General features: G+C 70.1%; 18 protein-coding genes. 9 read left to right on the plus strand and 9 right to left on the minus strand.

Annotated elements, in window-relative coordinates; all coding sequences use genetic code 11:
• Nucleotides 1-670 (minus strand): histidine kinase (locus AB0C29_RS02250; protein WP_360814119.1); only part of this gene is annotated, 670 nt, incomplete at its 3' end.
• A gap of 112 nt (nt 671-782) precedes the next feature.
• On the opposite strand from AB0C29_RS02250, the gene AB0C29_RS02255 reads away from it, so the two are divergent.
• A complete protein-coding gene (locus AB0C29_RS02255) occupies nt 783-1,937 on the plus strand; it encodes a serine hydrolase domain-containing protein (protein WP_360814121.1) in 1,155 nt (384 codons plus the stop codon).
• Between the two features lie 258 nt (nt 1,938-2,195).
• On the opposite strand, the gene AB0C29_RS02260 is transcribed toward AB0C29_RS02255, so the two are convergent.
• From AB0C29_RS02260 to AB0C29_RS02290, 7 genes are all read right to left on the minus strand, one after another.
• Nucleotides 2,196-2,567: a hypothetical protein gene (locus AB0C29_RS02260; RefSeq protein WP_360814123.1), complete on the minus strand. Its 372-nt coding sequence runs from the start codon at nt 2,565-2,567 to the stop codon at nt 2,196-2,198.
• Between the two features lie 162 nt (nt 2,568-2,729).
• Nucleotides 2,730-2,906: a hypothetical protein gene (locus AB0C29_RS02265; protein WP_360814125.1), complete on the minus strand. Its 177-nt coding sequence runs from the start codon at nt 2,904-2,906 to the stop codon at nt 2,730-2,732.
• A 609-nt stretch (nt 2,907-3,515) separates the two neighbouring features.
• On the minus strand, nt 3,516-6,161 hold the full coding sequence (locus AB0C29_RS02270) for an EAL domain-containing protein (RefSeq protein WP_360814127.1): 2,646 nt from the start codon (nt 6,159-6,161) through the stop codon (nt 3,516-3,518).
• Between the two features lie 20 nt (nt 6,162-6,181).
• On the minus strand, nt 6,182-7,369 hold the full coding sequence (locus AB0C29_RS02275; protein WP_360814129.1) for an FIST N-terminal domain-containing protein: 1,188 nt from the start codon (nt 7,367-7,369) through the stop codon (nt 6,182-6,184).
• Nucleotides 7,370-7,427: 58 nt separating this feature from the next.
• A complete protein-coding gene (locus AB0C29_RS02280) occupies nt 7,428-9,668 on the minus strand; it encodes an alpha/beta hydrolase-fold protein (RefSeq protein ID WP_360814131.1) in 2,241 nt (746 codons plus the stop codon).
• Between the two features lie 139 nt (nt 9,669-9,807).
• Nucleotides 9,808-10,833 (minus strand): aldo/keto reductase family protein, encoded by a 1,026-nt coding sequence (locus AB0C29_RS02285; RefSeq protein WP_360814133.1) that lies wholly within the window; start codon nt 10,831-10,833, stop codon nt 9,808-9,810.
• Between the two features lie 3 nt (nt 10,834-10,836).
• Nucleotides 10,837-11,436 carry a dihydrofolate reductase gene (locus AB0C29_RS02290; RefSeq protein WP_360814135.1) on the minus strand — a complete coding sequence of 200 codons (600 nt, stop codon included), beginning with the start codon at nt 11,434-11,436 and terminating at the stop codon, nt 10,837-10,839.
• Nucleotides 11,437-11,625: 189 nt separating this feature from the next.
• Between AB0C29_RS02290 and AB0C29_RS02295 the strand changes: the two genes are divergently transcribed.
• The 5 genes from AB0C29_RS02295 to AB0C29_RS02315 all read left to right on the plus strand — a co-directional run bounded on the left by AB0C29_RS02295 (nt 11,626) and on the right by AB0C29_RS02315 (nt 16,093).
• Nucleotides 11,626-12,012, plus strand: coding sequence for a hypothetical protein (locus AB0C29_RS02295; RefSeq protein ID WP_360814137.1), 387 nt, complete (start codon nt 11,626-11,628; stop codon nt 12,010-12,012).
• The gene (locus AB0C29_RS02300; protein ID WP_360814139.1) at nt 12,009-12,920 is read left to right on the plus strand and encodes a hypothetical protein; all 912 of its coding nucleotides are present in this window, start codon (nt 12,009-12,011) and stop codon (nt 12,918-12,920) included. Before AB0C29_RS02295 ends, AB0C29_RS02300 begins: the two co-directional genes overlap by 4 nt.
• Nucleotides 12,921-13,089: 169 nt before the next feature.
• Nucleotides 13,090-14,313 carry a pectate lyase gene (locus AB0C29_RS02305; RefSeq protein WP_360814141.1) on the plus strand — a complete coding sequence of 408 codons (1,224 nt, stop codon included), beginning with the start codon at nt 13,090-13,092 and terminating at the stop codon, nt 14,311-14,313.
• Between the two features lie 204 nt (nt 14,314-14,517).
• A complete protein-coding gene (locus AB0C29_RS02310; RefSeq protein ID WP_360814143.1) occupies nt 14,518-14,793 on the plus strand; it encodes a helix-turn-helix domain-containing protein in 276 nt (91 codons plus the stop codon).
• The gene (locus AB0C29_RS02315; RefSeq protein ID WP_360814145.1) at nt 14,786-16,093 is read left to right on the plus strand and encodes a type II toxin-antitoxin system HipA family toxin; all 1,308 of its coding nucleotides are present in this window, start codon (nt 14,786-14,788) and stop codon (nt 16,091-16,093) included. The genes AB0C29_RS02310 and AB0C29_RS02315 overlap by 8 nt, the downstream gene beginning before the upstream one ends.
• On the opposite strand, the gene AB0C29_RS02320 is transcribed toward AB0C29_RS02315, so the two are convergent.
• Nucleotides 16,094-18,874 carry a BTAD domain-containing putative transcriptional regulator gene (locus AB0C29_RS02320; protein WP_360814147.1) on the minus strand — a complete coding sequence of 927 codons (2,781 nt, stop codon included), beginning with the start codon at nt 18,872-18,874 and terminating at the stop codon, nt 16,094-16,096.
• Nucleotides 18,875-19,002: 128 nt separating this feature from the next.
• On the opposite strand from AB0C29_RS02320, the gene AB0C29_RS02325 reads away from it, so the two are divergent.
• The 3 genes from AB0C29_RS02325 to AB0C29_RS02335 are packed head-to-tail and all read left to right on the plus strand — an operon-like array spanning nt 19,003 to nt 22,829.
• Nucleotides 19,003-19,371 carry a hypothetical protein gene (locus tag AB0C29_RS02325; RefSeq protein ID WP_360814149.1) on the plus strand — a complete coding sequence of 123 codons (369 nt, stop codon included), beginning with the start codon at nt 19,003-19,005 and terminating at the stop codon, nt 19,369-19,371.
• 19 nt (nt 19,372-19,390) lie between these two features.
• Nucleotides 19,391-21,772, plus strand: coding sequence for a glycoside hydrolase domain-containing protein (locus AB0C29_RS02330; RefSeq protein WP_360814151.1), 2,382 nt, complete (start codon nt 19,391-19,393; stop codon nt 21,770-21,772).
• Nucleotides 21,765-22,829 (plus strand): hypothetical protein, encoded by a 1,065-nt coding sequence (locus AB0C29_RS02335; protein WP_360814153.1) that lies wholly within the window; start codon nt 21,765-21,767, stop codon nt 22,827-22,829. Before AB0C29_RS02330 ends, AB0C29_RS02335 begins: the two co-directional genes overlap by 8 nt.
• Nucleotides 22,830-22,833 lie beyond the last annotated feature (4 nt).

The raw sequence follows: 22,833 nt of genomic DNA on the forward strand, positions 1-22,833 counted from the left end.
CCTCGCGCGCCTCGGCGACCAGCCGGCTCACCAGGTCGGGGTCGCCGGCCACCTGCCGGGCCACCGCGAGGCGCATCGCCACCGCGACGAGCCGCGCCTGCGCGCCGTCGTGCAGGTCACGTTCGATGCGACGCAGTTCGGCGCCGTGCGCGTCGAGCACGTCGGCCCGGGTGCGGGTGAGATCGGCGACCCGGCCGGCCAGCCGCTCCGCCTCCGACGGCGTCAACGCCCAGCGAGTGACCCGGGCGTGGGCTCCGGCCAGCGCCGGAAACGTCCCGTAGGTCACCGCCGCGAGCACCGCGAACTGCACGGCGCCCAGCCCGATCGCGGTCGCCCACCCGGCGACCGGCACCTCGACGAACAGCGTGACCGGCTCCTCGGCCGGGAAGGCCCACCAGAGCGTCATGGCGATCACAGCGGTCACGAGGTTGCCGGCGACCAGCAGGGCGAACAGTCCCAGAGGCAGTCCGGTCACGAGGTGGACGGTCAGCCACAGCAGGTGCCGGCGGAACCGCACCGGGTGCCACCGCTGGTCACCGGCCAGCCGCAGGTGCCACCGGGCCCACCGCTCGCGCACGCCGGGCAGGCACAGCATCGGCAGGCCGGCCAGCGACACCACCGCCGTGCCGAGTATTGCCAGGAGGTAGGCCGTGGCCCGCCGACGCGTCATGACCACATCTGTACCCGAACCGATCATCGGCTCGCACTACAGCCAGCTGTAGCCGTCGGTACGGTAGCCAGCGGTATGGGGTGCGGCGCCGCGGATTCCTAGGTTTCAAGGCATGAAGCTTCTACGAATCGCAGTGACAGCGGTCGCGCTGGTCGCGGGAGTCGGCGTCACCGCTGACGCGCATGCCGGCTCCGGGCGGCTGACCGACCTTGACCGGCTCCGTCGTGACATCGCAGCCGTACACGCCCTGGGCCTGCCGGGAGTGCAAGCGCGTCTGGTAACCCCGAACGGGCGCGCGGTCGTCGCGACCGCCGGCGTCGCCGATCTGCGGACCGGTCGCCGGGTGCCGCCGAACGGCCGGGCCCGGATCGCCAGCACCGGCAAGGCCTTCATCGCGACGGTGGTGTTGCAGCTGGTGGAGGAGGAACAGATGGGCCTCGACGACCCGGTGGAGAAGTGGCTGCCGGGCGTGATCCGCGGCAACGGCAACGACGGCCGCGCCATCACGGTCCGGCACCTGCTCCAGCACACCAGCGGCCTTCACGACGACGTGCCCGACTTCGCCACCGCCGCCGACTACTACGAGCACCGGTACGACCTGTACACACCCGCCCAACTGCTTGCGCGGAGCTTGCGCCACACGCCCGACTTCGCGCCGGGCACGACGTGGCGGTACTCGAACGTCGGCTACATCGTGGCCGAGATGGTGATCGACAAGGTCACCGGACGCCCGTGGCACGAGGAAGTGCGGCGGCGCGTCGTCGACCGGACCGGTATGCGCCACACGACCTGGCCCGGCAACCTGCCGACACTGCCCGGTCCCCATGCACGCGGCTACCACGAGTTCGATGCCGGCCAGCTGACCGACGTCACCGAGCAGGTCATCGCCGACGGCGGTGCGGCGTTCATCTCAACCACCGCAGACGTCAACCGCTTCTTCCGAGCGCTGCTCGGTGGCCGGCTGCTGCGGCCGGCGCAGCTCGCCGAGATGACCCGTACGATGCCCCTCGGCCCAGAGTTCGAGGAGCTGCTACCGGGGGCCAGATACGGGCTGGGCCTGTTCGAGCGGCCCCTGCCGTGCGGCGGCACTTACTGGAGCCACCCGGGCGGTGGCAGCGGCTACACCAGCGACAACGGCGTCACCCGCGACGGCCGTCGCAGCGTGTCGGTGTCAGTGTCAGGTACCCGGCCGGACCTCGCCCTGCAGCACCAGCGAGCCACCGATGCGGTCGTCGAGAACGCACTGTGCGGGCAACGCGGAAGTTGAGTACCGCTCTGGGGTGGGCGCCCGTGGCGATCGGTCCGCCACGAACCTGATGCTGAAACCGGCGACCCAACACCGTCAGCTGACGCGAGGAGATGCTGGGCCTCCGCTTCTGCCGCGATGATCGAGCGGGCCGGGTGCCGGTGCTCGGACGGCAGCGCGAGCTAGCAGCAGTCGGCACACGTGCGGTGTCGGCCAACTCATCGACCTTGTCCAGTCATCCCGAGCAATGCGAACTGGCGAGATGATGGGACGGCAGTTTCACCGGCCAGTTCGTCGGGAGCCGGGTCGCCGACCGCTGCGCGCAGGCCTAGAAGTACGGGGCGGGTTCGGCTGATCAGCCGGTCCGTCAAAGGCGCCGGGGCTGGAGAAAGACACCGAAGGCGCTGCTGGACGGGAAGATTTGGGTGGCGGCCATTGCAACGCCGCGATCTGCACCCCGGTGACTGGCAGCGTGGGCGAGATCTGGTCGAGCAACCGCTGCGCCAGAGTGGCGTCGATCTCGAGGTCAGCGCTAATGCGAGCATCGGCGGCGGTCGCCAGGTCCACGACGTCGTCGCTGGTGAACGCAACAGCCCCAAGAGTGCTCAGCCGCCGCGCGAACTCCTGCACATTGATCATCTGCAGCCTCATCCCCGGATTGCTAACGATCCACCGTAACCCCCGATTCGGTCGGCGGTTCCTGCGCCCACCGTGCGGGACGCCACGGCCAACAGCGGTGCCAGCAACTACGCCAGTTGCGCGGCGGTCCGCAACTCTTCGGTGAGCTGATCGCGCGCAGGGCCGGCTGGGCCGTCACGCTCTGCGCAGCCAATGCTGGCCGGCGACCGGATGGCGACCGCTCGGGACCGCGGTTCGCGCCTGCGCCCGGGTGGCGAAGCGGCTGGCGCCGGCGAACAGTTCGAACTCAAAGGCGGAGTTGAACGACCCGACGATCGCGTTGTCCAGGCCTGAGCCGGCGCGGCCCAACAACTGACGCACCTGCGCCCGCGCGCAAGCCGCCAGGAACAGGCCGCCGGTGTACTCCTGGGCCTGATTGGCATGGAAGATCGCCCGGAAGGACTCACCCCGTCCAAGATCACGTGCGCTCCTCTGTCGCTGTCCATGCGCATGGGGAGGTTCGATATGCAGAGAGGACTGCGTGGCGGGCTAGCTGGTGCCGGAGAGTCTTGCTGCTGGCCAGCGCGGCGGCCAGTGTCGGCGCTGTCTGGAGTTGGTCAAGCAGTACCCACAGCCGTGAGGCACCGTAGGACGCCCCGCTGAGGATTGGTTCACTAGGCGGGAGTCACCTCGCACCTCCACGGCGAGTGACGCCGCGTCGAGGTCGGCCGCCGTAGAACCAGGCCACACCCGTCGTACGACGGCCCGGTGGACGAAGGAGTCACGGCCGCCGAGGCTAACGCCTGCCCGCGCCGAAGAGGCTCCGCTTGTTGGACCGAGCGGTTATCAAACGTGCTTGAGGCAACCGCGAGCAGCCACTGCGTCTAGGTTGCCCGATATGGGCAGGCCGCCGAGCAGCCGCCCGGAACGTCCCGTCGCTCGGGCCGTGCTGTTTCAGTGGGCCCGAGGGCCGGTGCGGCGTCAGGCAATCATCAGCGCGTCCGACCGCAGCAGAGCAGTCGCCTCTCCCGGGGCCACCGGGCGGGAGAACAGGTAACCCTGCCCCTGCCGGCAGCCCATCGCCAGCAACGCCTCCTGCTGGGCCGGGGTCTCGATGCCCTCGGCTACTACGGTCAGCTGAAGCGACTCGGCGATCGCCAGCACTGCCCGGACGATGCTGCGGTCGCCATCGCCGGCTGTCAGGCCGGCGACGAAGGAGCGGTCGATCTTCAGGATTTCCACCGGCAGCCGCTTGAGGTGGCTCAGGTTCGAATAGGCCATGCCGAAGTCGTCCAGTGCGAAGTGGATGCCGGCCGTGCGCAGCGTGGTGGCGAACGCGGTCACGTCCTGACGGATCGAACTGTGCTCGGTGATCTCCAGCCAGACGTCCGAAGGCTTGACCCCGGCCGAGGTGATGATGCCGAGGGTGCGTGAGTCCGCGTCCGGCTGCTGCAGCTGCGCCGGGGACAGATTGACACTGATCCGCAGATGCTCCCGGCCGGGCAGCTGCTGCCATTCGGCGAGCTGGCGGCAGGCCTGCCCCAGCACCCATTCGCCGATGTCCACGATCGCGCCGGTCTCCTCGGCCAGCGGAATGAACTCGTCCGGCGGGACCGGCCCCCGGCGCGGATGGTGCCAGCGGCAGAGCGCCTCGAAGCCGATGACACGGCCCTCGGCCAGCTCGACGATCGGCTGGTAGTGGACCGCCAGCTCGCCGTTGGTCAGCGCCTGGGCCAGGTCGGAGCGCAGCTCGAGCCGGTCGAGGCTGCGGTGCGACGCATCGTCGTCGAACACCTCGACCCGGCCGCCGCCGGCGTTCTTCGCGGCGTACATGGCCGCGTCGGCGTCGCGCAGCATGGCGCCGGCCTGGGCCTCACCGCGGATGCCGAGCACGCCGCCCACGCTGACCCCGACCTGTACCCATTCGCCGCGCAGCCAGAACGGGGCCTCCAGCACGCGGACCACGCGGCCACCGATCTCGGTGACGTCGTCCAAGCCGCCGACCCCGTCGAGCAAGATCACAAACTCGTCGCCGCCGAAGCGGGCCAGCAGGTCCTTGCTTCGAACGCAGGTGCGCAGCCGGTCCGAGACCTGGGTGAGCAGGTCGTCTCCGGCTTCGTGGCCGAGCCGGTCGTTGACCGCCTTGAACTTGTCGAGGTCGCAGAACAGCAGTCCGACGTGTTCGTCGTCGTCCCGGCCGAGGGCGAAGTGCAGCCGCTCCGCGGTGAGCGTCCGGTTGGCCAGGCCGGTCAGCGGGTCGTGGGTGGCGCGGCGGCGCAGCTCATCCTCGAGGCGGCGGCGTTCGTCGATGACCCGCGAGGACAACACCAGCGTGCCGTCGTCGGGCACCGGGCGCAGTGCGCTCTCCACCCAGACCCAGGCGCCCCGGCCTGACCGCAGCCGGTATTCCACTTTGGTGGTGCCGCTCGCCTGGGCGAGCGCGGCGGCCACGGCAGCACGGTCGGCGGTGTGCACGAGGTCGATCACAGTACTGCCGAGCAGCAGATCCGGTGCGAGCGCGAGCTCCCGATCGTGCGACGCCGACGCGTACACGAACCGGCCGGCCGCGTCGACCACAGCGATCAGGTCGCTGATCGAGTCGGTGATCAGCCGCAGGGAGTTCTCGCTGTTGCCCAGGGCAAGGTAGAGCTCCGCGTTGGTCATCGCCGAGCCCACGTAGTTGGCGAGGATCGCCGCGGCGTCGATCGCGTCCCGGCGGAACGTCCGGCGGTCGCCGCGCATCGCGTACAGAACGGCCACCGGCGCGCCGTCGCGCATAACGGGTACGGCGAGTATCGAGCCGGCGGCGAGGGTGCTGTCATGTTCGCCGGTGAACACCTTGCCGGAGCGCACCGTCGCCCAACCTGGCAGGCGGGTGGCGGCCAGCGGCTCACCGCCGCACGGCCACCGGTCGGGCTGGGTCGTCGCGCACACAGTCGCGGTGTCGTCGTGGATCTGGACCAGCCCGGCGTCGTCCGCATCGACCAGCATCGGCAACAGCCGTACGGTCTCGCTGAACAGCGACGGCAGATCGAGCCGGCTGGAGAGCTGGGGACCGCGGGTGGCGAGTGTCTCGACGGATGCGCTGCGCTGCCGGGACTCCACGGCGAGGCGCAGGCGGGCCGCCACCGAGCCGAGGACAGGCAGATCGGCCGGCGGGAACCCGTCGGCGCTGACCCGGTACATGATCAGCAGTTCGTCGACGGCGCCGGAGTCGCCGACCGGCACCCAGACCGCCGATCCCGGGGCCAGGCCGGCCAGCGACGGCGGCACGTCGGCGGCGAGGTCCAGGCCGTCACCGGTCCGGGCGACCGCCTTGCCGGTGGTCACTGCTTCCAGCGCGGCGCCGGCCAGCGGCCACCCCGTCGTGTACGCCTCGTCGCCGTCGGGCAGACCGCAGGAGCCCGTCACCTGGAGCTGGCCGCAGGTCAGCCGGACGGTCGCCGTCACGTCCGCCGCGTAGACCTGGGACAGCACGGTCAGAGTCTGATCCACCAGTTCAGCCGGCGACGACGGCCGGCCGAGCACGGTGAGGACGCGGATCAGCCGAGACGTGTGCCGATAGGCGTCGCCGGCGGCGGCCATGGCCGCCGCCAGCTGCTGCCGGAGCCGGTCGGCGTCTTCCACGACGGTTCCTTCGGTACGCACTACAGCGCTAGTGCCGTGATAGTGGCGTTGTGGTAGCCCGCCACTCCGGTGGTGCGAGCGAACTCGCCGTACGTGTAGAAGCCGAATGTGGCGACCGAACCGGCCGCCTTGTGCAGCCGGGCGGCTTCCTCGAAGGCCCGGTCGCCGAGAATGTCGGTGCGCGCGACGCAGCTGAACATCAGCATCACAGCCGGGTCCGGCACACCGCGCAGCGCGTCGTTGACGACCTGGTCGCTGATGTCCAGCAAGTCGTCCTGATCGGCCGAGACCACCTGCACGGCAGCGTATTCCGGCAGTGGGGTGAAGGTGTGCAGCAGCCCGCCCTCGCCGATGTAGGCCCCGCGGACGAGCTGGGTGCCGTCCGGCTCGATGAGTCCGAACGCGGTTGCGGTATGCCAGACCTCCCCGGTGCCGTCCGTGTGCTGGATGCGGGCCGGCTGGGTGCGGGTCCGCTCGTAGTTGGCGACGCCCTCGTTGTAGACCTCGGTGGCCGGACGCCCGGCGATCTCGAGGACCGCTGTACCGTCGACCTGGGTGATCAGCATGGGCAGGGTCTGTGGCTGCCAGCCGTGCGCGGCCACCACGTGCAGCGGCCGGTCCGAGCCGATCGAGACCGCCACCGCCGCGTCGCGCAACGCCTCGCCGTCGTGCAGGACGTAGGAGCCCGCAAAGGTACGGTCGTCGCCGGCCGCACCGCCGACCACCGGCACCAGGGCGCCGGTGACGCGGTAGATGCCGGTCAGCAGTCCCTGCATGTCGCCGGCCATGCCGTCGGCCAGCACCAGCAGCGCACTGTGCGGGGCGGCGGCGCCCGCGGCGTCGACGGCCTGGCGCGCCAGTTTGTGACCGGCAGCAACGGTGTCGGCGCCGATGCCGGTAATCGCGGCGGTGCCGAAACGGTAGACACCGGCACCGAGGATCATGACGCTCACCGAGGTGCCCGCCGGCAGGAACTCCCCATCGGCGAACTGGCCGCTGGCGCTGGCGCCGACCAGCGGCGCGTCACCGGTGACACCGCGTACGGCGGCGAGCAGTTCGGTCAGGTCGTACCGGATCGAGGCATAGACGATCACGAGTCCCGGCGTGGTGCCCGCGAGCCCGGCGAGGGCGGCGCGGGCCGCCTCGGCGCCGGCCGTGGCGGAATCGTCGAGGCTGCTGGATCCGGATCCCACACGAAGCCGAGTCATACCCGTCCTTCGGCTGTCAGACCGCGGACCTGAATGGTTGACCCGAGCGAAACGAAACTCAGCTTGCTCCGAGCCGCAACGGAAGGCTTGTGCCCGCCTCGGATCGGAACAGGCGTGGGGCGAAGTCGATCAGGTTCTTCTGCCAGGTGTCCCAGCCGTGTGGGCCCGGGGTGACCCCGGCGAACTCGTATCGCACCCCGATCCGGTCGAAGGCCGCCATCGACGCCAGCGTGATCGGGTAGACGAAGTCGGTCACATTGCCGGTGTATATGCGCAGCAGCTTCGTCCCGTGGTTGATCGCCGCCGGGTCGTAGCCCGTCGGGTCGGGCGTGGGGGAGAAGCCGATGCCCGCGGAGAAGGCGCCGATGTAGGCGAATTCGCCCGGGTGGGTTTTCAGCACGTCGAACGTCTGGAACCCGCCCATCGACAGGCCGGCGAGCGCTTGCCGGGCCGGGTCGTCGGAGATGTGGTAGCCGGCACGGGCCGCCGGCACGATGTTCTCCAGCAGCTCCTTCGGGAAGTTGGAGACGTTGCCGTTGCCCATCACGACGACCATCGGCACGAGGGAGCCGTCCAGGAACTCGTTGTCGAGGATCTGCTTGGCCCGTCCCATCTCCAGCCAGTCGGTGTAGTTCTGGCCACCGCCGTGCTGGAGATAGAGGACCGGGTACGGCGTCGGCCGCGCGGGGTCGTAGCCGGGCGGTGTCCACACGTACGCCGAGCGTGCCTCCCCGGCCACCGTGCTCTGGTAGGTGAGCCGGTTCACGGCGCCGCCCTTTCCGGCGGGGACGTCGGCGAGCAGACGCGACTCTCTCCCGGGTACGAGGAATGAGCTCCACGTCGGTTCCGTGGTGATGCTCGTCGGGTTCGATGTGTCCTTCTTCGAGGCCAGGTCGACGATGAATTTGTAGTAGTAGAACCAGGGCTTGAGCGGTCCGACGGTTACGCGCCACCGGTCACCGGTACGAGTGAGCGGCATGTTGACCCAGCTTCCGCCGGGCGCCCAGTTGCCCCAGAGCGTGACGTGCTCGGCCCCGGCGAATTCGGTGCCGGTCTCGGCGGTGACAAAAATGTCCCCGTTGACTTCGCGGGTCAGCCACGGCGTCGGGGTGGTGCCGGGCGCCGGCGGCGTGAACTCGTGCCGTGGCACCAGGTGACCGCGGCTGGGGCGGTGGTTGCTCACCGGGCGGAAGAGGCGCGGCGCGAAGTCAGTCAGGTTCTCCTGCCAGGCCTTCCAGTTGTGGCCGGCGTCCGGGTTCACGCCGTCGAACTCGTGCCGGACATGGGCCTTGTCGAGTTTGCGCAACAACCGGTAGGTGGGGTTGTACGCGGGATCGGTCATGTTCCCGGTGTACAGCCGCAGCAACTTGAGACTCGCGTTGACCGCCTTGGCGTTCACGCGAAGGCCCTCATCGGCGAAGACGCCCCCGAACGAGCCGACATAGGCGAAGGAGCCCGTACGGGTCAAGGCGGTCCGCACCGCCTGCACGCCGCCGGCCGATGCACCGGCGATCGCCTGCTGCCGGGGATCGCGGGTGACGTTGTATTTCCTGTCGATCGCCCGCGGCAGCGGGGAGCGCGAGACGTCGTCCTCGTCGCTCATGACGACCACCATCGGCTCGATCCGGCGCTGCACCGAGAGGTTGTCGAGGATCTGCCCGGCGCGACCCAGTTCCGTCCAGTCGGCGTGGCCTCCGTCTTCGCCGGGCAGGAGATACAGGATCGGGTACGGGCGCCGGCGGTCGGCGTCGTATCCCGGCGGCGTCCACACCGTCGCCGACCGTTGCTCCTGCGCCGTAGCGCCGGGATAGGTGACGGTCTCGACGTGTCCGCCCTGCCCCGGTGCCACGTCGGCGAGGTATCGCGCAGAGTCTCCCGGGACGAGGAAGGTACTCCAGGTCGGGTCCGAGGTCACCGAGGTCGGGTTCGTGGAGTCCTTGACGACCTTGGTGTAGTCACCCCGGAGGCGGTAGTAGTACAGCCCCGCCGGCAGCGGACCGATTATCGACGTCCAGGCGGTGCTGTTGCCGGAGCGCACCAGACCGAGTTCCGACACGTTGGAGGACGGGCCGAAGTTCCCCTCGACGACGACCGAGGACACATTGCCCATGGTGTTTTGAATGGCTTCCGCCGGGACGGCGAAGGACGCGAAACCCTCGGACACGGTCAGCCACGGTGCCGCCGCGTCTGCCGCTGCCGGTTGCGCGCCGGCGGCAGCGGTCGCGGTGCCCATCGAGACGGTGACGAGCGCTGCCAGGAGCCGGCGCGTGCCCCGCTGGTGGTGGAATGACGCTGACATTTGCTCCACTCCTTTGCGTTCAGGCGACGCACCGGAACTCCTTGAGACGAGGAGTTCGAGGCAGGACCGAAACTTTCGGATTTCTACCGGAAGCAATGACAGCAATCTATGCGTTGTCTCTTCGGGCGGTCAAGACTGCCTAGGCCGGACGGGTCCACTCAGGCTTGACGGCCATCATCTGGGCGGTCTTGGCGGGGTCACGATCGACCAGGTCCTCCAGCACCTCGTCGATCTTCGCCAGCAGCGCGACGGGCAGCCGCACCCCGGCCGCGAGCGCGTTCTCGGTGACCTGCTCGGGACGGGAGGCGCCGATGATGGCCGAGCTGACCCCGTCCGTCTGCAGGGTCCAGGCCACCGCGAGCTGGGCCATCGAGAGGCCGGCGTCCGCGGCGAGCGGACGTAGCTGCTGTACGCGATCGAGCAGCGCCGGTCCGAGCACCCGGCCGATGAACCGGGGCGCCCGCCCGCCGCTGGTGGCGCGCGAGTTCGCCGGCAGCGGCCGGCCGGGCTGGTACTTGCCGGTGAGCACGCCCTGGGCCAGCGGCTGGAAGACCACCTGGCCGATGCCTTCCCGCTCGCACAGCGGCAGCACCTGCGGCTCGATGACCCGCCACAGCATGTTGTACTGCGGCTGGTTGGCGACGATGCGGTTGCGCAGCCCGAGCTCCGCGGCGATCCGCAGGGCAGCTTCGATCTGCGGGGCGGTCCATTCCGAGACGCCCAGGTAGAGCACTTTGCCCTGGCGTACCAGGTCGTCGAAGGCGATCAGGGACTCGTCGAGTGGAGTGCGTTCGTCGAAGCGGTGCGCCTGGTACAGGTCGACGTAGTCGGTGCCGAGCCGCCGCAGCGAGGCGTGGCAGGACTCCATGACGTGCTTGCGGGACAGGCCACGGTCATTCGGGCCGTCGCCGGTGGGCAGGCAGACTTTCGTGGCGATCTCGACCGAGGTACGGCTGACCGAGCGCAGCGCCTCGCCGAGAACCTGTTCGGCGGCGCCCTGGGCGTACACGTCGGCGGTGTCGAAGGTGGTGATGCCGGCGTCCAGCGCCGCCTGGATGCAGGCGAGCGCGGTGTCACGTGCGACAAGTTCGCCGTGGGTCAGCCAGTTGCCGTAGGTGATTTCGCTGACGTGGAGGCCACTCCGGCCGAGACGACGATGCTCCACGGATCAGCCATCGACAGGGCGGTCGTAGGTGAGAAAGGCAGCACCGCTGTCCAGCACGGTGTGGTCGGTGAGTTGCCAGCCGCGCGGGTCGAACGTCGCGGTGCGGGAGAACAGCGGGATGCCCGTGCCGATGGTCAGGGCGCCCACCTTGAGGATCAGCTGGTCGATCTCGGGATAGAGCGCGCCGGCCAGTTCGGCGCCGCCGATCAGCCAGATGTCCTTGCCGTCCTGGCGTTTGAGGTCGCGTGCCGTCTGGACCGGGTCGGTGGCGACCAGCTCGACGGTGGGGTCCGGGCTCTCGGTGAGGGTCCGGGAGAAGACCAGGTGGCGCAGGTGCGGGAAGGCGTTGGTGACCCCGGCCTTGAGCCCGATCTCGTAGCTGCGGCGCCCTTCCAGCACGGTGTCGAAGTGAGTGCCTTCGGCGGTGATGGACAGGGCGGCGCGGGCCGGGCCGGGCAGCGTCTCGGGGTAGTGGGCTGCGATGTGCCCGATGTAGTCGGCCGGCAGGGGCCAGAAGCCGTTCGGGCCGGTGGGGTCGGCGCCGTCCGGCCCGGCGATGAAACCGTCCAGGGTCGTGGCGATGTAGTACACCAGCTTGCGCAACGGGAGCCTCTCGTTCGGGACCGCAAAGAGCAGGAAACGGCCGCGCGACGGCGACGGCCAGGATCTCAGTGCACGAGTCTGCCATCGATACGCTCCCCGGCATGACTCCCGAGGTCGAACAGCCATCCACCGTCGACCTGGACGCGTATGTTGGGAGCCGCCACATCGAGCTCCATCGAGGAGGGTCCCGTGCCGATGACCCGGGTCGCCGCCCTGTGCGCGAACCTCGAGCTTGACCCGCGCCTCCGGGAAGCGCTCGACGACGGTGGCCTCACCGACGCCCAGTGGGACGCCCTCGTGGCCGCGGTCCGCGCCGGCCGGCCGGGCGACGCCATCGTTTCGCTGCTCGACGCCGTGGAGGAAGCCGCCGGCTCCGCCGGTCTGGACGGCATCAGCACCGGACCGCGCGGTTTTGAGCCGCTGCCCGGCGGCACGGCCGGATCCCGGTCGGTGCGCGGATGGCGGTGCCCGCACCCGCGTCCCTGCGGCCGGGGCGAACCCGACCGCGGTGGCCGCGCACCTGCCTGCGCGCTGACCGGTGACCCGCTGGCCCCGGTACGGATCGTCAGCGAGTGACCGGGTTCCTCGAGGCACTGGGCAAGAAGGCTGCCGAGCGGTGGCTGGTTCTGCTCGTGCTGCCCGGTGTCCTGTGGCTGGCGACCGCTCTTGTGGCCGTCCACCTCGGTCACCGCAACGCGCTGCACCCCGGCGTCGTCGTCGACTGGATCAGCCGGTGGACGAAGGTGCCGCACCCCTCGGGCCTGCTCGTGGCGATCCTGGCCGGAACGCTCGTCGGCAGTGCGGCGGCGGGCCTCGTGGCGACCGGCGTCGGCTGGGTGTTGCGGCGCGCCTGGCTGCCTTCCGGCCGGCGCCGGCCCGCCCGGTGGCTCGTCGAGTGGCGGCGAGCCCGGTGGCGTCGCGAGTCCCGCCGGGTCGAGGTGCTGGTGGCGGAGGCGATCGCAGCGGCGGGCACCGCTTCGGAGGTCGTGACCGGGCCCGGGATCGCCGAGGCGCTGGCCCGCCGCGACGCCATCGCCCTGGAGTTGCCGGACCGCCCGGCCTGGATCGGTGACCGCTGGCGGGCTGCCACCGTACGGGTCCGGCGTGCGTACGGCCTGGATCTGACCGTCGTCTGGCCGCGCCTGTGGACCGTCCTGCCGGAGCAGCTACGGACTGACATCGCCGCTGCTCAACTGGCCTGTACCTCCGCGGCGGCCCTGACCGGGTGGGCGGTTCTCTACGCCGCTCTCGGCGTGATCTGGTGGCCCGCGCTGCTCATCGGCGTGGTGGTGGCGGGCGCGGGCGTGTTCCGGGCGCGGACCGCCACCGCCACCGTGTGCGATCTCGTGGAGACCGCTGCCGACCTCTACGGTCCTGCTCTTGCCGAACAACTCCGTATGACTGTGCCGGGGGCGCTCACCACCGATGCCGGCGACGAGATCAGCGTCCGACTCCGGAAGGACCCGCCCGCCGAGCCGGGCTGACCCGCAGTGCACCCGGGAATCCCCTGGCTGTAGGGGTCGCCCAGGTCGGCACACTGCAAATCCTGCAACTCCTTGTTATTGCATCGAGGTGTATCTATTGTCGCCAGGTAAGCGCTTTCCTGCCTGTGGGCGGTGGTGCCACGCTCTCGATGACGAAGGTGAGACAGGGATGAAAAGATCAGTTGCCTTGCGGTGGATAGCCGGCGGGGCCACCGCGGTCACCAGCGCCGCGATCCTGCTGGCGATGCCGATGTCGCAGGCTCTGGCCGCCGACAACCTGAGCCTCGGCGCCGGCGCCGACGGCTCCAGCAAGGCCAGTGGCACCAGCTACGGCAACGTCAAGGACGGCAGCACCAGCACGTACTGGGCGCCGGGCGGTTCGACCGGTTATGTCTCGGTCAAGTGGGGCAGTGCCACCACTGTCTCCTCGGCCGTCATCAAGCAGGCCTCGGGTGGTGGGTCGATCAACTCCTGGCGGCTGCTCAACGCTGACAACGGCGCCGTCCTCGCCAGCGGCAGCGGCAGCCCGAGCAGCATCTCCTTCTCGTCGACCTCGCTGAAGAAGCTCACCCTCGACATCACCGCCGCGTCGAGCGCGCCGCGGATCGCCGAGTTCGAGACCTACGCGACCGGCGGCGGCTCCACCCCGACCAGTACCCCGACTGCCGGCCCGACCAGCCCCACCCCCGGGCCGACCCCGACGAGCAACCCGGGCACGCCGACCGGTGCGTGGCCGTCTTCGGCCGGCTCGGCCAGCATTTCCGGTACGGTCAACGTCTCGGGCACCTTCGACGGCGGCATGAAGACGTACTGCTGCATCGGCGACGGTTCGCAGAACGAGTCGCAGGACCCGATGTTCAAGATCGCCAACGGTGGCACCCTGCAGAACGTCATCATCGGCTCGCCCGCCGGTGACGGTGTGCACTGCGAGGGCACCTGCACCATCCGCAACGTGTGGTGGAACGACATCGGCGAGGACGCCGCGACCTTCAAGGGCACCGGCAACGGCACCAGCTACGTGATCGGCGGCGGCGCGCGGTCCGGCAGCGACAAGACGTTCCAGCACAACGGCAACGGCACGGTCAGCATCTCGGGCTTCTACCTGAGCGGCTCCGGCAAGCTCTACCGCGGCTGCGGCAACTGCACCAGCTCGTACGAGCGCCACGTCAAAATCGACAACGTGCTGCTGAACGACATCGACATGGTCGCCGGCATCAACAGCAACTGGGGCGATACCGCCACCATCACCCGCGTCACGATCACCAACAGCTCCAGCGTCGTGGTCTGTGGCAAGTACCAGGGCGTCAGCAAGGGCAGCGAGCCCAAGTACCTCGGCGAGGGCTGGAACGACAGCAACTGCAAGGTCAACCGGAGCGACGTCACGATCAGGTAGATCCTGTGTCCTTCAGGGCGCCCGCCAGTCGGTGGGCGCCCGTTCGGCTGCTCGTGGTGGGCCTCGACGCGGTCCTCGGAGATCGCGATGCTGGGGTGTACGTACTGCCCAGGCGGGATGTGCACGTTCGCGCACTGACAACATACGGTGCACGAACGTGCACATCAGCTATGGTGTGTACGAACGTGCACGCCATGGAGGCGCATGATGCGGATAACCAGCGCGCGGGACCTCGGCTTGGCGGTCCGTCAGGGCAGGCAGGACCGGAATCAGACCCAGGCGCAGCTTGCCGCTGCGGCCGGAGTGAGCCGCCGCTGGCTTTCCGACCTCGAAGCGGGCAAGGCGACCGCCGAATTCGGTCTGATCCTGCGCACGCTCGACGCGCTCGGAATCGGCCTGGACGCGCTGCCCGTCGATCCCGCGCCCGGCGGCATCGACCTCGATGCCCTCCTCGGGGACACCGGGAGCGAGCGTGGCTGAGCAGGCCGGAAAGCGTTTGGCGGTCCTCATGGCCGGCAAGCAGGTGGGGATCGTCGAGCAGGGCGAGGGCGGGCGCCTTTCGCTCGAGTACGACGAGCAGTGGCGGACCGCGAGTGAGGCCACGCCACTGTCGCTCTCGCTGCCGCTCGCTCGGCGTGCGCACGATGACGCGGCGGTCCGGCCGTTCCTGTGGGGGCTGCTGCCCGACAACGAACGGGTAATCGATCGGTGGGCACGGACCTATCAGGTCTCGGCGGGCAACCCGTTCGCACTGCTGCTGCATGTCGGCGAGGACTGTGCGGGGGCGGCCCAGTTCGTCGTGCCGGAGCGGGTTGAGGCGGTGCTCGGCGGCGACGGTGGTGTCAAGTGGCTCGGCGAGGACGAAGTGGCTGAGCGGCTGCGCACGCTGCGCGCGGATCCGACGTCCTGGCATGTGCACAACAGCGGACAGTTCAGTCTGGCCGGGGCGCAGGCCAAGACAGCCCTGTATCTCGATCCGGATACCGGCCGGTGGGGCGAGCCGTGGGGTGCGGCACCGACGACCCACATCCTCAAGCCTGCGGTCGCCGGACTGGACGAACACGACCTCACGGAACATCTGTGCCTGGCCGCCGCGCAGCGTGCCGGCATGCCGGCCGCACGCTCTTCCGTGGTGAATTTCGCCGGTGAGCGGGCCATTGTGGTCGAACGCTACGACCGCCTCAATCAAAGCTCGGCCGAGGCGGTCCGGCGCGTCCATCAGGAGGACATCTGCCAGGCTCTTGGGCTCGCCCCGACCGCGAAGTATCAGAACGAGGGCGGCCCATCGCCAGAGCAGATCATCGATCTGCTGAGGCGGGAGATCCGGCCGGCGGACACCGCAGAGGCGCAGGTCGCCCGTTTTGTCGATGCGCTCGCCTTCAACTGGATCATCGCCGGGACCGACGCGCATGCGAAGAACTATTCGCTCCTGCTCGCGGGCCGGCAGGTTCGATTGGCGCCGCTGTACGACGTGGCCAGTGTGCTCCCGTACGACGACATGTATCTGCCACGGCTTCGGATGGCCATGCGAGTCGGTGGCGAGGATCGGATCGAGCGCATCAGCGGTCGGCACTGGCGTCGGTTCGCCGAAACGAACGGGCTTGACCCCGACGAGACTGTGGCACGGGTAGATGCGCTGGCCGAGCGCACGCCCGGCTGCTTCGCCGCCGCAGCAAGCGATGATGACGTAACAGCGCTCGGCAGCGGTCTGCCCGCGAAGCTGGCTGAGCGTATCGCTGCCCACGCCGTTCGATGTCGCCGCGCACTCGTACGGGAGTGATCAGCAGAGGGTTTCGGCGGGCTCGGGGATCCGGGCTCGGAGTCTTTCCGCTTCCAGTGGGTTGATCGTTTCCAGGAGCTGCACCGCGAGCTCCCAAGCCTCCCGCGCCCGCCCCGGACACCCCGCCGCCTCGTGGGCGTTGCCGAGGTGTTTCAGCGTGTCCGCCTCGCCGTGCTGGTCGCCGAGCCGGCGGGACATCTCCACCGACGCCTCGTAACACGCGATCGCCTCCTCGTGCTCTCCGCGGCCGAGGCGGATGTATCCCAGGCTGTCCAGCGTGTTCGCCTGGCCGAAGCGGTCGTCCAGGCTCTGCTGGATCTCCAGCGCCTCCTGGCAGTGCCGCAGCGCCGGTGCATACTCGCCGAGTTCGGCCAGTATCCAGCCCACCGAGTTCAGGGCCCCCGCTCGTCCGCTCCGGTGCTCGGCCCGGGTGAAGAGGTCCAGCGCCAGCGTTGCCTGGCGCAGGGCTTCCGCGTGGTCCTGGCGGCGGGCCGCGATCCGGCCCAGGCCGCGGTGGGCCAGGGCCTGGCCGCTGTCGTCACCGAGCTGCGCGAAGCGGTCCCGGGCCTGGGACAGTTGCTGCCCGGCCTCGTCGAGCCGGCCGAGTCGCAGCAGGGCGATGCCGAACAGCCGGTGGGCGTGCGCCTGCGCCGGGCGGTCGGCCAGCCGGTCGGTGGCGGTCACCGCGGCCTGCTGGATGGCCAGCCACTCGGGCCAGTAACCGCGGCGGTGGAAGAAGTTCGCCAGCGCCCAGGCGAGTTGCCAGGTGTGTGCGTCGTGGCCGGTGGCCGCGGCCCGGGTGACCAGCGCTGGGAACGTCTGCCGTTCGGTGTCGAACCAGGCCAGCGCGGCGTCGTGGTCAGTGGGCCGTTCGGGCGTCACGCCCGGGGCCGGCTGCTCCAGCCGGATCGGGTCGCGGTTCGGTCGCAGCAGACGGTCCGCTTCGTACGCCGAATGCAGGTAATGGTCCAGCAGCCGGCGCAGGGCCGCCTTCCGGTCCCGGTCGGTGTCCTGCTGCTCGGCCAGCTCGGCGGCGTAGGCGCGCAGCAGGTCGTGCAGCGCGTACCGCTCGGGACGGTGTTCGTTGAGCAGGTGCGCGGTGGTCAGCTCCGTCAGCCGGCGCTGGGCTGTCGCGACCGGGATGCCGGCCAGCCCGGCTGCCGCGGCCGGGCCGACGTCGGCTCCCGGGTGCAGGCTCAGCAGGCGGAACAGTTCGGCCGCGCCCTGGCGGAGCGCCCGGTACGACCACGAGAACACCGTCCGGACGTCCGCGATCGGGTCGCCGGTGTCGAAGGCGGCCAGGCCGCTGCGGCTCTCGTGCAGTTCGTCGGCCAGTTGCCGCAGCGGGGCGCGGGGGTTCGTGACGGCGCGGGCGGCGACCACGGCCAGGGCGAGCGGCAGTCCGGCGCACAGTTCGATGATTTCCCGTACGGCGGCCGGCTCCGCGGCGGTTCGCGCCGCTCCGATCCGTACCGTCAGCAGGCCGACCGCCTGGGCCGGCCCGAAAAGCTCGACCGGCACGGGGTGGGCGCCCTCGGCGGCGACCAGTCCGGGGAACTGGCGGCGGCTGGTCACCACGACGAGGCAGCCCGGACCGCCCGGCAGCAGGGGTCTCACCTGCTCGACCGAGCCCGCGTCGTCCAGCAGGATCAGCATCCGCCGGTCCGAGAGCAGCCCCCGGTAGAGCGCCGTGCGGGCCTCGAGTGTCGCGGGGATCGCCGCCGTCGGAATCCGCAGCGCCTCCAGGAAGCCTTGCGCCGCGTCCGCCGGGTCGACCGTGGTCCCGGCCGGGCCGAAGCCGCGCAGGTTGACGTAGAGCTGGCCGTCCGGGAAGCGCCGGCGGATGCGGTACGCCCAGTGCACCGCCAACGCGGTCTTGCCCACGCCCGGCATTCCGGAGAGCACCGCGACGGTGACGCCGACGGGCTCGGCCTCGGAGCGGCGCAGGATCTGATCCAGCTGCGCCAGCTCGGTGCCGCGTCCGGCAAATCCGGGTACGGCCGCCGGCAGTTGCGCCGGTGCGACCGTGCGGGCCGGGACAGGAGCTTCGCGCAGCAGAGCGGTGTGCACAGCGGACAGGTCCGGGCCCGGGCTGGTCCCCAGCTCCTCCGCCAGCCGGCCGCGCGCGGCCTCGTAGCGCTCGAGGGCCTCGGTGGTGCGTCCCGCCGCGGCGAGGGCTCGCATCAGCGCGGCGACCGGCTTCTCCAGCAGCGGATGCTCGTCCACCAGCCGGCTCAGCCGGTCGACGACGACGTCCGGGCGGCCGGCCCGCAGCTCGACGTCCGCCCAGGCCACGGTGGCGTCGACCAGCAGCGATTCCAGCCGCTCCCGGGTGCGGGCGGCCCAGTCCCCGGCCAGCCCGGCCAGTGCCTCGCCGCGCCACAGCGCCAGGGCCTGCCGCCAGAGCTCGGCGCGTTCCTCGACGCCGCGCTGGTTGTCGCGGGCCTGCTCGACCAGTCGCTGGAAGCGGTGCAGGTCGACCTGTTGGCGGTCGACGACCAGGTGATAGCCGCCGTCGTGGCGGGTCAGGCGGACCTGGTCCGGGCCGCCCGCGCGTTCCAGCAGCCGGCGGATCCGGGCCACGTGGGTGTGCAGCGTCCGCCGGGCGTGCCGGGGCGGGTCGTCGCCCCACACCCGTTCGACCAGCCGGTCCACCGGGACCGGGCGATCCGCGTCGATGAGCAGTGCGGCCAGGACCACGTTCTGTTGCGGCCGGACCGGTGGACCCAGGGTGCCGTGCTCGTTGCGTACGTCCATCGGACCCAGGACGAGGAACTCCATCCGCCCATCCAACCCGGTCCGGCGCGGCCCGTCGCATCGATTGTCAAGAATTCGGCCCACATCACCCCGGCATGCTCTGGCCCGCGACTCAAGTCTGCTTCGGACGGTCGGGGGAGGAAGGACGGAACATGAGACGGAGACTGCTGGGGATGGCGACGGTGCTCGGCTGCATGGTCGCCCTGGTGGTGACGGCACCGGCGGCGCCGGCATCCGCCGCGGGGAACTGCTGGTACAGCGGAAACCATTGGTGGTGCCAGAACTACTACGGCGCCGGGGTCTACAACCTGAGCTGGGACGGGCGGACCGAACTGGTCGGCCGCATGTACAGCACCACCAGCTGGTTCGACTGCCGGGACGAGACCACGCCGGCCTGGGTCGGCGGGCCGCATCCGTACCGGTGGGAGTTCACCCAGGCGGACAACGGTGAGTACGGCTGGATGAAGGACTCCGAGATCATCAGCGAGACCAACCCGCTGCCGGTCTGCCAGCCCACCTGAGGAACCCCACGCCACGAGCGTGAATGACAAAGAAACGGGGGCGTTCGTGGTCGACCAGATGGTTCTCCAGGCGCAGAGATGGGTCAACAAGACGTACGGGTCGGTGCCGGGCTACAACCCGTGCGACGAGACCGGGAGCACAGGCTGGGACACCATGTTCTCGCTGACCCGGGCCCTGCAGCACGAGCTCGGCATCACCACACTGTCCGACAGTTTCGGGCCGACGACGTTCGCCCGGCTCTCCAGCCACGGCCCGGTCGGGATCAGTTCCTCCAACACCAGAATGCGGATCATCGCCGAGGCGGCCCTCTACTGCAAGGGCTACAGCGGCGGTGCCATCGACGGCAGTTTCGACGTGGACACGCAGACCGGGCTGACGGCGATCGTGCGGGACATGGGCCTGCCCATCACCACGATTGTCAGCGACGTCACGCCCAAGGTGTTCAAGGCGCTGCTGAACATGGACGCGTACGTGCTCACCGGCGAGGACGGCAGCGAGCCCGTCCAGACCTGTCAGCGCTGGCTCAACGCGTCGTACATCGGTCGCGGCGAGTTCTTCGTCGGGCCGTGTGACGGGCACTTCTCCCGCAACGTGCAGACCGCCCTGGTGTACGCGATCCAGTACCAGCTGGGCATGACCGACAGCCAGGTCACCGGGGCCATCGGGCCGGGCACCCGGGCCGGTCTGCAAGCGCAGGCCGGAGTGCGGAACGGCTCCCAGGACAACGGGCCGACCGGGTGGGTCCGCCTGTTCCAGTGCGCGCTGGCGTTCAACAACTACGGCAACCGCTGGGACGACGGGGGCGGCACGTTCAGCGCTGACATGGAACGCATCGTCAAGGTCTTCCAGCGGTTCTGCATGCTGGCCGAGACCGGTGCCGGCGACTACCAGACGTGGATGTCCCTGCTGGTCTCGACCGGTGACCCGGAAAGGTTCGGCAATGCGATCGACTGCATGATGCCGTTCAACAGCGCCCGGCTCAAGACGGTCAAGGACCGCGGGCACACCATCGTCGGGCGGTACCTGACCGGCGGCACCAACAAGGTGCTGACCCATTCCGAGATCGCGCTCATCACCGAGGGCGGGCTGTCGTTCTTCCCGATCTACCAGGAGTTCGGCGACGGGGTCGAGCACTTCACCTACAGCCAGGGCCGCAGCGCCGGCGCCGCGGCGTGCGCGGCCGCCCGCGGATTCGGCATCCCGTACGGGACGGTCATCTACTTCTCGGTCGACTTCGATGCCCAGGACGGCGAGATCAGCAGCTCGGTGATTCCGCACTTCCAGGGCGTACGCGATGCCGTGGCGGCCGACGGTGACCACTACTCGGTCGGCGTGTACGGCTGCCGCAACGTCTGCATCCGGTTGCAGGCCGCGGGCCTGGCCGGCCGCAGCTTCGTCAGCGGCATGTCCACCGGCTTCAGCGGCAACCTCGGGTTTCCGCTGCCGCAGAACTGGGCCTTCGACCAGATCAAGAACCTGCTGCTGGCCGCCGGTACGCCCGGCGAGCTGGAGATCGACAACGACATCGCCTCGGGACGCGACCTCGGGGTCAACAGCGTCACCCGGCCGCGGGACCCGAACGACGGCTTCTACACCATGCTCATCTGGCTGGAGGCGCGCGCCGGGCAGTGGCGCGAGCAGCACAGCGAGCGGTCCGCGCCGGAGCTCGTCGCGCAGTGGCTGCGGATGCGGTCCAACAATTTCGGCTTCACCGGGTCGGACACCGTGTTCGGGGAGCTCGATGCCGGCTTCATCGACTTCGTGCGGGGCTACGCGGGCCGGCCCGATGACCGGCCGCTGCGCGATCCGCGGCATCTCTGGGACTCCGACCTCGACCACTTCGGTGCGTCGTTGGGCTCGGTGCTCAACCACGACATCGCCGGCGACCGCAGCCAGGTCAATCTCGCGGACTTCGGGACGTGGGGTGGCGACGCGCTGAGTGTGCTGGGCCAGTGGTTCCAGAGCGGCCTGCCGGCCTCGCAGGCGTACGCGTTCGCCGCCGACCGAATGGCCACCAGAGCGGACAACTCCTACCTCTCGCTCAGCGACTACATCGCCGACGTCGACGCGTGGGTCCTCGGTCAGCAGATCCGGGCCGATCCGAACGTTCCGCTGTCGACGCTCTTCAAGCAGGCGTACGCGTCCCCGGCCACCGCGAGCAGCCGGTACGCGAGCTTCTTCGCCCGCCGTTTCAACTCCGACGCCGACCTCGCCAAGGCCGCCGCGAACAGCATGTTCTACGAGCCGGGGGACTCGTCGACCGTCTGGATCCGCGACCTGTTCTGGCTGAAGGCGTTCAGCGACTTCCTGCACCCGACGCCGGTGTATCTGCCGGCCGAGGCGCGTGAGGGCGTCGCGCGGGCCTTCGCGGATCTGGTCGTCCGGTACGCCCGTGCGTGACATGCCTGACAAGGAAGGAAGCCACCTGATGATGCCCTGCGTATCGCGCCGCCAGGTTCTGACAGTCGCCGGAGTCGCGCTGGGGGTCGGCGTCGTCGACCTGGCCGGGCCGGGATCGCCCGCGTCGGCCGCGCCGAGCAGCGAGGTGACGCTGGAGCCGGTCGCCGACCAACCCGTCGCTGTGCTCTCCGGTGACGGGGCCGCCCCCGCTGTCTGCCCGCGGCAGCTCGCCGTGAAGGTGCTGCGCGGCGTCGAGCTGCCCGCCGGCGCCCAGCTGAGCGTGACGTTCGACCCGCGCCTCTACGCACCCCTCAGCGCACCGGTCATCACCCGCAACGGCCGGGTCGTCACCGCCGCCAGTGCCGTCGTCACCAGTGCCACGACCGGCCTGCACACCAGCACGGTCACGCTGGAACAGGCCGTGCCGTCCACAGGGGAGCTGCTGCTTGTCGTCGGCACCGCGAACCCGTTGCTGTACCCGTACGATCTCGTCCGGCAGCCGTCCGTGCCGACCGCCCAGCTCGGCCGGACCGCGAAGAGTGCCCCGGCCGAACGGCGCCTGCAGCCGGGACGCCCGTCGGCGTTCGGCGGGCCGGCGACCCCGTGGGGCATCGAGCTCGACGGCGCGTGGAGCCGGCACAGCTGGGGTGACCGGGCGCAGTTCGGCTATTACCACCCGATCCGCGTGACCTTGCGGAGCGTGGGACCGGGCAAGGCCCGGGCCACGTCGGCGTTCGCGGTCTCCGTCGACCCGCAGCTGATCACCAGTGTCCGGATCACCGCCGTCGAGCTGAACCGCAAGCCGTACCGGGGCGGCGCGGACCTGACCGCCACGCGGCGGACCGGCTCGCTGTACCAGACCCGCTGGCGGGTTCCGGTGCGGCTGGCGCCCGGCGACGTGCTGGACGTGACGCTGACGGCAACCCGCCTGAACCCGCCCGGCGCGCTGCCCACGATCAAGCATCCGGTCGTGAGCCTGATCTCGGCGGACGACGCCGTCGCGCAGCGATCGACCGGCAAGAGCACTCTCACCAGAGCGGATTCGGTCTGGCAGTGACGTG

Source organism: Actinoplanes sp. NPDC048791 (assembly GCF_040650095.1).
GTDB lineage: Bacteria > Actinomycetota > Actinomycetes > Mycobacteriales > Micromonosporaceae > Actinoplanes.